Below are 13,325 nucleotides of genomic sequence, written 5' to 3'. Positions count from 1 at the left end.
ACCATCCGTTTCGACCGGGAAATAAAAAAGCCGGCGCTTGGGCCGGCTTTTCATCATTGGCGCCTTCTGGTTACGCCATTTCTTTTCGCAGATTTGCGTCCAGCGCATCGAGGAACTGGTTGGTGGTCAGCCATGGCTGATCGGGGCCGACCAGCAGCGCAAGGTCCTTGGTCATCTCGCCGCCTTCGACGGTTGCGACGCAGACCTTCTCAAGGGATTCCGCAAACTTCTGAAGCTCCGCATTGCCATCGAGCTTGGCGCGGTGCATCAGGCCCCGTGTCCAGGCGAAGATCGAGGCAATCGGGTTGGTCGAGGTTTCCTCGCCGCGCTGATGCATGCGGTAATGCCGCGTCACGGTACCGTGCGCCGCTTCGGCCTCTACCGTTTGCCCGTCCGGCGTCATCAAAACCGATGTCATCAGGCCGAGCGAGCCGAAGCCCTGTGCCACCGTGTCTGACTGCACGTCCCCGTCGTAGTTCTTGCAGGCCCAGACATATTTGCCGGACCATTTCATGGCGCAGGCGACCATGTCATCGATCAGGCGGTGCTCATAGGTCAGGCCCGCCTTGTCGAACTTGTCCTTGAACTCATTGTTGAAGACTTCTTCGAACAGGTCCTTGAAGCGGCCGTCATAGGCCTTCATGATGGTGTTCTTCGTGGAAAGATAGACCGGCCAGCCCCGATTGAGTCCGTAGTTCATGCAGGCCCTGGCGAAACCGCGGATGGACTCATCAAGGTTATACATGCTCATGGCAACGCCGCCCGAGGGGAAGTCAAAGACCTCAAATTCCTGCGCCGGGCTGCCGTCGGCGGGCTCGAACTTCATGGTCAGCTTGCCCGGACCCTTCACCACCATATCGGTCGCGCGGTACTGATCGCCAAAGGCATGACGGCCGATAACGATCGGATCCGTCCAGCCCGGCACGAGCCGCGGCACGTTGGAGCAGATGATCGGCTCGCGGAACACGGTGCCGCCGAGAATATTGCGGATCGTGCCGTTCGGGGAGCGGTACATTTTCTTCAGGCCGAACTCCTCAACCCGCGCCTCATCGGGGGTGATGGTCGCGCATTTGACGCCGACGCCGTATTTCTTGATGGCATTGGCGGCGTCGATCGTGATCTGATCGTCGGTCGCATCGCGCGCTTCCATGCCGAGATCGTAATATTTCAGATCGATATCGAGATAGGGGAGGATAAGTTTGTCCTTGATGAAGGCCCAGATGATCCGGGTCATTTCGTCGCCATCCAGCTCTACAACCGGATTTTTGACTTTAATTTTGGCCATGTGAACTTCCTTCTCAGCCTGTGCTATTTAAACTCTTCGGCTGCAAAATATCATTGCGGGCAAACAGTGCAAGCCGAACCGTGAAAAAAACCGCTTTTGCGCTAGAATTTGGAGATATCGGCCTTTATTTCGGTTTCCGGCGCGCGGCCGAGGGCAGGGATGATCTCGGCGAGTTCACTGATCACGGTGAAATAGCGGTGCGCCTCGCGCTCAACGAATCCGGCATTGACCATATGCGTGATCAGCGAAAGCAGCGGCCCCCAGTAATCCTGATAGTTGACGAGGAGAATGGGCTTGTCATGCAGGCCGATCTGCCGCCAGGTGATCATCTCGAACGTCTCATCCAGCGTGCCGAGGCCGCCCGGCAGAATGGCGAAGGCATCCGACATCTCGAACATCCTGGCCTTGCGCGCATGCATGCTGTCAACCACATGTAATTCCGTCAATTTCTTGTGACCGACTTCAATATCATGTAGATGAGCGGGAATAATACCGATAACCTGTCCTCCGGCGTCCAGCGTGGCGTCGGCGATAACGCCCATCAGGCCAACCCGCCCGCCACCATAGACCAGCCGAATTCCATTCGCGGCGAGCGCCCTGCCAAGGGCTTTCGCCGCGTCGATATGTGCCGGATCCCGGGGCCGCCTGGATCCGCAATAAACGCAAAGGGATTTTGTCTTGATCATGGCGCAGATTATACCGGCAAAAGGAAAGATATGAAACTTCTCATAGCCAGTGTTATGTGCGTGTCCCTGACCTTCACGTCAAGCCTCCTGCTCGCCGGCATGGCGGACATCGTCGATGTCCAGATCGTGAAGGTCAATGCGGACGCCTATCGGTTTACCGTTACGGTTCAGCATAAGGACGAGGGATGGGATCACTATGTCGATCGCTGGGAGGTGCTTGACCTGGAGGGCAATATGCTCGGTAGCCGGACGATCATGCATCCCCATGACGATGAGCAGCCGTTTACGCGCTCGATGACGCTGTCGCTGCCGATGCATGTGGAAAAGGTGCGGCTGCGCGCGCATGATACCGTTCATGGATATGGCGGTGCGGAGATGGAGGTGGCATTGCCGGAGTAGGCCGGCGCCACACGGGAGGGCGATATCCTGGTCCAGGGTTCGGGTGCAGGTTGTCGCGTGTTTTAACTTTGGAGGGCTATATGAAAATGAAAATTGCGCGGTCGCTGGCCGTGATTTTGACAGGGGCTTTGCTGTTCTCGGGTGGTGTGATGGCCAACGACAGCACGGGGAACGCGGACGCCGATCACCGGATCGCCGAGATGAAGAAGCTCGGCGCCAATATGGGCGCGCTCGGTAAATTTGCAAAAGGGGAGGTCGCGTATAGCGACGCGCTGATCGGCAATGCGAAAGAAGTTGCCGCGATCGCCGATAATCTGGCGAGCCTGTTCCCGGAAGGATCGGGCGTTGAGGCATCGCGCGCCAAGCCGGAAATCTGGAGCGCCGAGCACAAGGCCGAATTTGACGCTGATATCGCCAGGTTGCAGGCTGCAAGTGATCAGCTCGTTGTCGCGGTGGAAAGCGGGAATGCCGATGCCATTGGCGCCGCGCTGAAAGAAACGGGCGGCGCCTGCGGAACCTGTCACAAGCAGTTCCGTAAACCCAAAGACTGAGTGCCATGCGCATCTTCAGACGGGCGCGCGTCGAGAGCGCTATGCTGAAAAAGAGGGGGGCATCACTGCTCCCCCTCATCGCGCTTTTCTTTTTGCCGGCTCTTGCCGCGGCGCAAACGGCCGGCGCGGCGGCGAGCGGAGCGACAGATGTTGAGCGGGGCGCCTATCTGACGGCGGCCGGCGGATGCTATGGCTGTCATACGGATGTAAAGAACGGTGGCCAGCCCTTTGCCGGCGGGCGCGCCATTGAGTCGCCCTTCGGCACCTTCTATTCCCCGAATATTACGGGCGATACGGAAACGGGGATTGGCGGCTGGTCGGATACGGACTTTCTCCGCGCCCTGAAAGAGGGGATCAGCCCGGCGGGCCATTACCTTTTCCCGGCCTTCCCCTATACCAGCTACACCAAGATGACCGATGCCGATGCGCTTGCCATCAAGGCCTATCTGATGTCGCTGCCACCGGTCGCGGCGGAGAACCGCCGTCACGATCTGCCGGCGCCTTTCTCATGGCGGTGGCTGCAATGGGGCTGGCGCCTGCTGTTTTTCGATGCAGGCCCGTTTCAGCCGCCGGCCGGCGCGAGCGAGGCTGTGGCGCGCGGCGGCTATCTTGTCGAGGCCCTGGCCCATTGCGGCGAATGCCATACGCCGCGCAACATGCTGGGTGGCCTGAAAAGGGATCGTTATCTCGGCGGAACCGCGAACGGTCCGGACGGTGAGCGGGTGCCGAATATCACGCCCGATACGGCAAGCGGGATCGGCGACTGGAGCGAGGGCGATATCGTGACCCTGCTCCGCGAGGGCATGATGCCGGATTTCGACAATGTGCAGGGCAGCATGGCCGAGGCGATCGAACACGGCCTTTCCAAGCTGACAGACGCGGATCTCGAAGCGATCGCGGCATATCTTAAAAGCATTCCGCCACTCGGCAGTGAAAAACAATAAGCGTAAAGGATTGCGCCTGTTTCACTAAGGATTGCGTGACGGGAGACAGGCGTTCATAATGACGCCCGAGAATGGTTAACCAGCGAGGCTCCGGTGCGCGTATTTGTTATTCTGGCGATCCTGCTGCTTTTTATAGCGGGGCTCTTTCTTTATCACCGGGGCGACCTCTTTTTCGGCCCGGCGGAACAGGGGACGATTGAAACGGCAAAGCCCGCCGAGGAAGGAAGCGACGCCGCATCGCAAAGCGGCAGCGACGGGGCGGGCGAGAGCGGCGGCACGGAGGCCGAAAGCCGCGACGAGACAAACAGCAATGCGGAGGTCGTTGACAAGAAACTCGATGATCCCGGCGATGCAGAGGCGCAGCGTCTCGCGGCGCTCCGGCCAAGCTTCGATATCATCCGCATCAACCGTGAATGTGATCTTGTTGCCGCCGGCCGGGCCGTGCCGAACGCGGTTGTGGCGCTTACCGTCGGCGAGATGCGCCTTGGCGAGGCGACGGCATCGGCGTCCGGCGAATGGGTATTCACGTCCGATCAGTCACTGCCTGCGGGATCGCAGACGATCAATCTGACGGCGGTAAATCCGGACGGTGCGACGCTCGAATCCGGATCATTCGTCATCATGAACGTGCCCGACTGCACCGCGCCGCTTGACGAGCGTGAGCCGGCCATCGCCATGCTGGTGCCGAAGGATGAGGCGGCGGGCGGCGAGCAGGCATCGAAGCTGCTGCAGGTGCCGGAGGCGAAAGGCGACGTATCCGCCGCCAAGGATCTGTCGCTCGGCGCCGTGAATTACGATGATGCGGGCGAGCTTGAACTTTCGGGCCGCGGGCAGCCTGGCAACAAGATCATCGTCTATATGAACAACAAACCGGTCGGGACGGCGACCGTGGATGCGGAGGGGAACTGGACGCTTATCCCCGATCAGTCGCTCCCGCCCGGTAACCACACGCTGCGCGTCGATCAGCTGGACAGCAAGAACAAGGTGATCTCGCGCATTGAGCTGCCGTTCCAGAAGGCGGAGCCGGGCGATGTGGTGCTCGCGCAGGCCCGCGGCGAGCTCAGCGCCATTGTCCAGCCGGGTAACAGCCTCTGGCGCATTGCCCGCCGCGTCTATGGCGAGGGGATGGAATACACCGTGATCTATCAGGCAAATCAGAACCAGATCCGCGATCCGGACCTGATTTTTCCGGGCCAGATCTTCACGCTGCCGAAAAAGAATTGAACCGCGCGACGGGCAGCCGTACAGGGTCGTCGCGCCGCATTTCATTATAGTTGCATCAAGGCGGGCTCCGCACGAGCCTGCCGCTATTTTCAAAGCACAATCGCAGTCACATGAGCCGTCCGCAATTCGACAGTCATAGCCAGGCCCCCTCGCGCGGGCATCTGCAAACGCTCCGCACCCTCGCGAGTTATCTCTGGATGGACGGACGGCGCGATCTGAAGGCGCGGGTGATTATCGCGGCGGTGCTGATTATCCTCGCCGAGGTCGCGTCCGTTTATTCGCCCTACCTTATGAAATTCATCGTCGATGCCATGACGGGAGATGTCAGTCCGGTGATCGTGATGCCGATCGGGCTGATCGTTGCCTTCGGTATCGCGCGGATCCTGACGCAGTCCTTCTCCGAGCTGCGCGATGCGGTGTTCGCAAAGGTCGGCCAGAATGCGATCCGCCAGGTGGCGCTCAAAACCTTCCGCCATCTGCATCAACTCTCTTTACGTTTTCATCTCGAGCGGCAGACGGGCGGGCTGAACCGGGTGATCGAGAGGGGCACCAAGAGCATCGAATTCCTGCTCCGCTTCATGCTCTTCAATATCGTGCCGACGCTTCTCAAGATCCTCTTCGTCTCGGGCATCCTGCTTGTTGAATATGGTTGGGAGCTGTCACTGATCACTTTCGTCACGCTCGTCACTTACATCGTCTTCACTGTCACCGTGACGGAATGGCGGCTCCGCTTTCGCCGCACCATGAATGAGAAGGACAGCGAGGCAAACACCAAGGCGATCGACAGCCTGATCAACTTTGAGACGGTCAAATATTTCGGCAATGAAAATCACGAGGCGCGCCGCTTTGATGCGGCGCTTGCCTCCTATGAAGTCGCTGCCGTGAAAAGCAACACGACGCTTGCGCTCCTCAATGTCGGGCAGGGCGTGGTAATCAGCGCCGGCCTCGTCGCGGTCATGCTGATTACGGCAAAGGGCGTCGTCAACGGGATCTATACGGTCGGTGATTTCGTCGCCATTCACGCCTTTATCATGCTGCTGATGACGCCGCTCAACTTCCTCGGCTTCGTCTATCGCGAGATCAAGCAGAGCCTCGTCGATATGGAGAAGATGTTCGAGCTGCTGACCATCAGCCGGGAGGTGGGGGATCTGCCGGGGGCGACGCCGCTCAGGCCGGGCGGCGGAGAGGTTGTCTTTCATCATGTCAATTTCGGCTATGAGAGTAATCGCCAGATCCTGCATGACGTCAGCTTCACAGTGCCGCCCGGAAAGACGACGGCACTTGTCGGACCCTCGGGCGCGGGCAAGTCGACCATCTCGCGCATTCTCTTTCGCTTTTACGATGTCGACAGCGGTTATGTCGCCATCGACGGGCAGAAGATCAACGAGGTGACACAGGAATCGCTCCGCGCCGCCATCGGCATCGTGCCGCAGGATACGGTGCTCTTTAACGATACGATTCGCTATAACATCGGCTACGGCCGGCCGGGAGCGAGCGACGAGGAGATTGCGGAGGCGGCGCGCCTCGCCAGCATCGACAAATTCATTGCCGAACTCCCGGACGGCTACAACACCATGGTCGGGGAGCGGGGGCTGAAGCTGTCGGGCGGGGAGAAGCAGCGCGTCGCGATCGCCCGCACAATCCTCAAGCGGCCGCTGATCCTGCTCTTCGATGAGGCGACATCGGCGCTCGATTCCCGGACGGAGAAGGAGATACAGGGGAGCCTCGCCGAGGTATCGCGTGATCGGACGACGCTGATTATCGCCCATCGTCTCTCCACGGTGATCGATGCGGACGAGATCATCGTGCTCGATAAAGGCCGCATTGTTGAGCGCGGGCGCCATGCCGACCTGCTCGCCATGGAAGGCCAGTATGCCGCCATGTGGGCGCGCCAGCAGGAGGCGGCAAGTTATCAGGAGAAACTTGAGCAGGTGATGGATTAAACGGTACAATCGGGGCTGAACAGTTTTGTGATCATCTTTTTGTTCTATTTGAAGATCACATCATGTATGACCTGATTTCCTGAAGTTTTGCAGGCCCGGAGGTCGTTTTTATGGATATGCTGAAGTCAGTGCTGGTGCCGATCAATCGTGAAGGATATCGCTTTGTCGCGATCTTCGCCGGGATCACGCTCCTGCTGTTTCTGTTCACCTGGCCGCTGCTGGGCTGGATCGGTGTTATCCTGACGCTCTGGTGCGTATATTTCTTCCGCGATCCCGACCGCCATGTGCCGACGCGGGACGGGCTGATTGTCAGCCCCGCCGATGGTGTCGTGCAGTTGATCGAGCGGGCGGTGCCGCCAGAGGAGCTCGGCCTCGGGCCCGATCCCCGGCTCAGGATCAGCATTTTCCTCAACGTCTTTAACGTGCATGTCAACCGCGTGCCGATTGGCGGAACGGTGATCCGGCAGGTGTACCGCCCCGGCAAGTTCCTGAACGCCTCGCTCGACAAGGCATCGGAAGAGAATGAGCGTCACGCGATCCACCTTCGCGACAACGACGGCAACGACATCGTGTTCGTCCAGATCGCGGGCCTTATCGCGCGGCGGATCCTCTGTTATCTCAGCGATAATCAGGTCGTGCGGACGGGCGAGCGCTTCGGCCTCATCCGTTTTGGCAGCCGGACCGACATCTATCTCCCCGACGGGGTCGAACCGCTCATTGGCGTCGGCCAGAACATGATCGGCGGAGAGACGATCATCGCCGATCTCAAGGCGGGCAATGAGGCGCCGATGGCGGTGGAGGTTCGCTAGATGAGCACGCCGCAGCATCGCCGTCTCCGCTTTACGTCGCTCAACTCGCTTATTCCCAATATGCTGACGACGCTGGCGCTTTGCGCGGGGCTGACGTCGGTGCGATTTGCGCTCGATGAACGCTGGGAGATGGCGGTCGTGGCCATTTTGGCTGCGGGCGTACTCGACGGGCTCGACGGGCGGATGGCGCGGCTTCTTAACAGCACCTCGCGGTTTGGCGCGGAACTCGACTCGCTCTCCGATTTCGTCAGCTTCGGCGTCGCGCCCGGCATGGTGCTTTTCCTCTGGACGCTGGAGAGCGGGCTCGGCGGCGCAGGCTGGGTGATCGCGCTCGTCTTCACGGTCTCCTGCGGCCTCCGTCTCGCGCGCTTCAATTCGATGCTCGATCATGCGCAGCCGGCCTGGGCAGCCCGCTATTTCACCGGCATCGCCGCGCCGGCGGGCGCCTCCATCGCGCTGCTCTTTATGGTTATCAGCTTCTATGCCGAGAGTGATGTCTTCCGCTCGTCTTATCTGAATGCCGGCTGGATGATGCTCATCGCCTTTCTGATGGCGAGCCGCATCCCGACCTTTTCGATCAAGCGCGTCCGTATCGCCCGCCGCTTTATCATGCCGCTGCTCCTCTTCGTCGGCGTGTTCGCGGCAATTTTCTTCAGCTATCCCTGGCAGCTATTGTCGGTGATCGCGGTTGTCTACCTCGCCAGCATTCCCTTTGCAATCCTCAGCTATCGTCGCCTGAAGGAGCAGGAACAGGCGGGCGTGCCGCTCGATGAGCCCTGCGACAGTGGCGATGACGACGGCGATTTGCAGGACGATGCGATGGAGAACGGCGGCAACAGAAGCTGAGGGATTTCAGCTTCTGTCCCGGAACGTTTTCGGCCTGATCCATAGTTTTTCACTATTCCGCGGAGTGTGCTTTGCCCGCAGCGCGCTTCTCGGCCCGCCGTGCGCGACGCCGCTCAAGGCTTGCGCTGACATTCGCGCCCAGCATCAGAAGGGACGACGTCATCAGCAGCGTCAGCACCGTCGCGAAGGTGAGGCCGAAGGCAACGGCTGTCGAGAGCTGCACCCACCATTGCGAAGAGGGGGCGCCGACTGACACTTCGCGGCTGATGAAGTTGATATTGAGCTGCAGCGCCATCGGCAGCAGCCCGCAGATCGTCGTGATCGTCGTCAGCATGACCGGGCGAAGGCGCTGCGCGCCGGTGCGCAGCACCGCTTCAAGCGGCGGCATGCCCTGACGGCGCAGCACCGCATATGTGTCGATCAGGATGATGTTGTTGTTGACGACAATTCCGGCGAGCGAAATCACCCCGACGCCCGTCATGACGATGCCGAACGGCTGGCCGGTGACGATCAGCCCGACGAACACGCCGATCGTCGACATGATTACGGCCGTCAGGATGAGGAAGGCGTGATAGAAGCTGTTAAACTGCGTCACAAGAATGATCGCCATCAGGAAAATCGCGACAAAAAAGGCCTTGCCGAGAAAATCCTGCGCTTTTTTCTGCTCCTCGTCCTGACCCTTGAAAACGTAGCTCACGTCGCGCCCGAGATCGGCATCCTCAGCGAGCCAGCTTTGGATTTCTCGAACCTTGTCATCGACCAGAATGCCCGGCACGACATTCGCCTTTATCGTCATGACACGCTGCGCGTTGGAGCGATTGATGCTTCCGACCTTCTGCTGTGCGGTGCGGGTTACGAAGTTTGACAGCGGGATCATCCCCATATCCGTCATGACGCGAAGATTGTCGAGTTCGTCGAGGCTCCGCTTGCCGTCGGGAAAGCGGAGGCGGATATCCACCTCGTCATCTGCGTCATTGGGACGGTATTCGTCGACCTTGATACCATTGGTGACGAGCTGGATCGTTTTGCCCACCGTCATGATATCGGCGCCGAACCGCCCGGCCATTTCGCGGTTGACGGTGACCTGCCATTCGATGCCCGGCATTGGGCGGCTGTCCTCGATATCTATAAGATCGCTGACATTGGTTTCCAGATGATCGCGGATTTTCGCAATCGCCGGCGGCAGCAGGTCGGGATCGCGGGACGAGAGCTGGATCTGGATATCCTTGCCCGTTGGCGGCCCGGCATCGGGCTCGCGGGTTTCAACGATAATGCCGCTCAAATGCGCTGTTCGCTTGCGGATATCCTCAAAGACATCGTGCGCCGGGCGGCGTTCCTGCCACTCCTTGAACTCCATCTGGATTGTGCCGATGACGTCTTCCGAGACATCCTGCCCGCCGCGGCCACTGGAGCTCACACGCGTATAGATCGACTTGAAATCATCGAGTTTGAGGATCTCATTCTCCACCTCGCGGACGAGCTGATCCTGCTCATGGATCGACATATTGCCGCGCGCGTGAACGTAGACGAGTGCAACCTCCGGCTCCACATCGGGGAAAAATTCAACGCCATTTCCATGGGTCGCGTAATATACCTGCACCCCAACCAGCGTCGCGATGCCAAGCATCACGATTTTGCCAGGGTTGTGGACGCAGGCTTCCAGCACGCGCACGTAGATCCCCGTAGCGCCACCGATTTTGCGAATGTCGCCGCCTTCCGCCGCCGACAGGGCCGCCAGCGTTTTTGGGTTCATCGAGCCCGGTTTGCCGAAAATTGTTCCGAGCGTGGGGACAAAGATCAGCGCCATCAGCAGCGAGCCGGTCAGCGTCGTGATCAGGGTGAGCGGCAGGAAGCGCATAAATTCTCCGACCATGCCGGGCCAGAACATCAACGGGAGAAAGACGGCGAGCGTTGTCACCGTCGATGCTGTGATCGGCCATGCCATCCGTTTTGCGGCAAGGGCATAGGCCTCTTTCTTCGCAATGCCTTCCGCCATCTTGCGATCGGCAAACTCGGTGACGACAATAGCGCCGTCAACCAGCATACCGACGGCCAGGATCAGCCCGAACAGCACGACGATATTGATGGTCATCCCGAAGAGATACATATAGAGAATGCCGATCAGGAATGACCCCGGGATGGAGAGGCCCACGAGGCCGGCCGTGCGGACGCCCATCGCGCTGATGACGATGATCATCACGAGGATTATGGCGCTGATGATATTGTTCTGCAGGTCGCTGAGCATCGTGCGGATATCGCCCGAGCGATCCTGCGTATAGGTGACGATGACGCTGTCGGGCCAGTATTTCTGCTCCTCGGCGACGGCGGTTTTCACGGCCTCGATCGTCTCGATGATGTTCATTCCGACACGCTTCTTGACTTCGAGCGCGATGGCCGGGCGCCCGTCGAGGCGCGCAAAGCTTTCCGCATCCTTGAAGGTGCGGCGGATATCGGTGATATCGCGCAGCGTGACGACGCCGTCCTCGCTGACCTTGATCGGCAGATCGAGCACATCCGCCGCCGTTTTGTAAAGACCGGGCACCTTGATCGAGAAGCGTCCCTGTCCCGTATCCATAGAGCCTGCGGCAACAAGTTTGTTATTGGAGACGACGATATTGATCAGCTCGGCGTTGGAGATCCGATAGCTTTCGAGCTTTACCGGGTCGATAATAACCTCGAGGACTTCCTCGCGGTCGCCGCCGATATCGACCTCAAGCACGCCCGGCACCGCTTCAATGCGATCTTCCATGTCCCGCGCGAGACGGATCAGCGTGCGGAGCGGTACGTCGCCGGAAAGCGTCACCACGATGACGGGGAAGAGGGCGAAATTCACCTCATTGACCGTCGGCTCCTCGGTCTCGGCCGGAAGCTCGACCTTCGCGAGATCGACTTTTTCGCGGACGTCCTGCAGCGCCTTGTCGACGTCGAAGCCGGCATCGAACTCAAGCGTGACCGAGGCATGGCCTTCCGCCGCTGCCGCCGTCATCTCCTTGACCCCTTCGATGGAGCGAAGCTCAAGCTCCATCGGGCGGATCAGCAGCCGTTCGGCATCTTCGGGGGAGATGCCTTCATGCGTCATGGAGACATAGATGATCGGAATATTGATATCGGGATCGGATTCCTTCGGAATATCGATATACGCATAAGTCCCCGCGGTCAGGATCAGCAGCAGGACAGCGACAACGGTGCGGGCACGTTCTATCGCGGCATCAATAATCGCGTTCATTGTTCCGCCTCGACGGTGTAGACGGTCGGGCGCACCTTGTCGCCGTCGCGAACGAAATCCTGGCCGACAACAATGATACTGACCGTCTCGGGCAGACCGCTCACCCAGGTGCCGGCATCCGTCCCGGTGAGCAGCGTGACGGGATAAAAGACAACCGTCTCATCCTCACCGACCGCGCGCAGGCCCAGCACGCCCTTGTCGTCGAGCGTTAGGAAAGCGGGTGAGATTAAATGCGCCATGACGGAGGCGGTATTGAAGGTAATCGCCGCGGTCACGCCACTTCGGAGCTTATAGCCCTCATTCGGGATTTCGAGCTCAATGCGAAAAGTGCGTGTCTCCGGATTGGCGACGGTGCCGACAAACTTGACCCGGCCGGTCACCGTTTCCCCCGTTGCAAGCCGGGCGACGCCTTCGCCGCCGACCTTGAGGTAACCGACCTGAAGCTCGGATACCTCGCCGGTGACGAGCAGCGGATCGCTCTCGACGATGGTGGCAATGGGATTGCCCTCGAGGACGTAATCGCCAATCTCGGCAGAGCGCTTTTCGATCACGCCGTCGAACGGCGCCTTGACCTTTAACTCATTGAGGCGGATGGTCATCGCCTTCATCTGCGCCCGGGCGCTGTCAAGCTGTGCCTTGGCGCTTGCAAGTGTGGTATCGGCGCTGAAGCCCCGCTGGTTGAGCTGCTTTGCCGCATTGAACTCGATCTCCCGCTGGCGGACAAGGGCCTCCGCCTCCTGCAGCCGTGCTTCGTTATCCTTCAGATCAAAGCTGACAATCACATCGCCTTTTTTGACGCGATCACCGGCATCGACATGAACCTTGTCAACCCGGCCCGCGACTTCGGCCTTGATTTCGACAAGGCGATTGGCTTCGGTTTTGCCGTGAACGGTGATTTTCTGCTGATGCGCGCTTGCCGTGAAGGTGCGATAGCGAACGGCCATGACGGGCTTGTCCGCCGCCGGGCTATTGGCCGCGGGCGCGTCGGTTGCCTCTATGCTTGCGTCGGCGCCCTCATTGCCGCCGATCTGCCCGGAGACGATCCAGGCAACAGCCGAAAGCGCGATGACAATCGCAATGATGATCGAACGGTTCACGTTACTACCTCTCCTGCCTGCGACCAGCGGCGTTGCGGCAACGCGAGACTACCGTGACGCCATTCTCATTTATTATATTGTTATTTTGATACGGAATGCCGTAATCCGTTGCATCTTCCAGGGCATATAAAGCGCGACCGGGGGTGCAAATATCCATGGAGCCACTCGTTATCTGAATTGCGGGGTCCGGATTACTGAAAATCAATGCTCATCTGCGGGAAGACAATATATCAACCCGGCATATTTGCAATTTTTTATCGAGCCATTCCAGATGCTTGCGTGTGATCTTTATCACGAAGTTGCGATAACGGGCGG

The 13,325-nt window shown here is 59.4% G+C and carries 11 protein-coding genes; 7 read left to right on the top strand and 4 right to left on the bottom strand.

Features of this window, described 5'->3' with window-relative positions; translation table 11 throughout:
• Positions 1 to 70: 70 nt before the first annotated feature.
• Positions 71 to 1,285, bottom strand: a complete 1,215-nt coding sequence (locus V7Z56_RS10355) for an NADP-dependent isocitrate dehydrogenase (RefSeq protein ID WP_334129351.1) — start codon at positions 1,283 to 1,285, stop codon at positions 71 to 73.
• Between the two features lie 101 nt (positions 1,286 to 1,386).
• Positions 1,387 to 1,971, bottom strand: coding sequence for a TIGR00730 family Rossman fold protein (locus tag V7Z56_RS10350; protein WP_334129350.1), 585 nt, complete (start codon positions 1,969 to 1,971; stop codon positions 1,387 to 1,389).
• A gap of 30 nt (positions 1,972 to 2,001) precedes the next feature.
• On the opposite strand from V7Z56_RS10350, the gene V7Z56_RS10345 reads away from it, so the two are divergent.
• From V7Z56_RS10345 to V7Z56_RS10315, 7 genes are all read left to right on the top strand, one after another.
• The gene (locus V7Z56_RS10345; RefSeq protein ID WP_334129349.1) at positions 2,002 to 2,370 is read left to right on the top strand and encodes a hypothetical protein; all 369 of its coding nucleotides are present in this window, start codon (positions 2,002 to 2,004) and stop codon (positions 2,368 to 2,370) included.
• An 80-nt stretch (positions 2,371 to 2,450) separates the two neighbouring features.
• Positions 2,451 to 2,921: a c-type cytochrome gene (locus V7Z56_RS10340; RefSeq protein WP_334129348.1), complete on the top strand. Its 471-nt coding sequence runs from the start codon at positions 2,451 to 2,453 to the stop codon at positions 2,919 to 2,921.
• 41 nt (positions 2,922 to 2,962) lie between these two features.
• Positions 2,963 to 3,865, top strand: a complete 903-nt coding sequence (locus V7Z56_RS10335) for a c-type cytochrome (RefSeq protein WP_334129347.1) — start codon at positions 2,963 to 2,965, stop codon at positions 3,863 to 3,865.
• Positions 3,866 to 3,958: 93 nt separating this feature from the next.
• On the top strand, positions 3,959 to 5,089 hold the full coding sequence (locus V7Z56_RS10330; RefSeq protein ID WP_334129346.1) for a LysM peptidoglycan-binding domain-containing protein: 1,131 nt from the start codon (positions 3,959 to 3,961) through the stop codon (positions 5,087 to 5,089).
• A 110-nt stretch (positions 5,090 to 5,199) separates the two neighbouring features.
• On the top strand, positions 5,200 to 7,032 hold the full coding sequence (locus V7Z56_RS10325) for an ABCB family ABC transporter ATP-binding protein/permease (RefSeq protein ID WP_334129345.1): 1,833 nt from the start codon (positions 5,200 to 5,202) through the stop codon (positions 7,030 to 7,032).
• Between the two features lie 110 nt (positions 7,033 to 7,142).
• The gene (locus V7Z56_RS10320) at positions 7,143 to 7,841 is read left to right on the top strand and encodes a phosphatidylserine decarboxylase (protein WP_334129344.1); all 699 of its coding nucleotides are present in this window, start codon (positions 7,143 to 7,145) and stop codon (positions 7,839 to 7,841) included.
• Positions 7,842 to 8,687, top strand: coding sequence for a CDP-alcohol phosphatidyltransferase family protein (locus tag V7Z56_RS10315; RefSeq protein WP_334129343.1), 846 nt, complete (start codon positions 7,842 to 7,844; stop codon positions 8,685 to 8,687).
• Positions 8,688 to 8,739: 52 nt separating this feature from the next.
• On the opposite strand, the gene V7Z56_RS10310 is transcribed toward V7Z56_RS10315, so the two are convergent.
• Entirely contained in the window at positions 8,740 to 11,913 is a 3,174-nt protein-coding gene (locus V7Z56_RS10310; RefSeq protein WP_334129342.1) for an efflux RND transporter permease subunit, read from the bottom strand.
• A complete protein-coding gene (locus V7Z56_RS10305; protein WP_334129341.1) occupies positions 11,910 to 13,010 on the bottom strand; it encodes an efflux RND transporter periplasmic adaptor subunit in 1,101 nt (366 codons plus the stop codon). The genes V7Z56_RS10310 and V7Z56_RS10305 overlap by 4 nt, the downstream gene beginning before the upstream one ends.
• Between the last annotated feature and the right edge of the window lie 315 nt (positions 13,011 to 13,325).

This window comes from Sneathiella sp. (genome assembly GCF_036844445.1).
Classification (GTDB): Bacteria; Pseudomonadota; Alphaproteobacteria; order Sneathiellales; family Sneathiellaceae; genus Sneathiella.
Note: the sequence above shows the minus strand (reverse complement) of the source record. Positions and strands in the feature narration are given on the sequence as shown.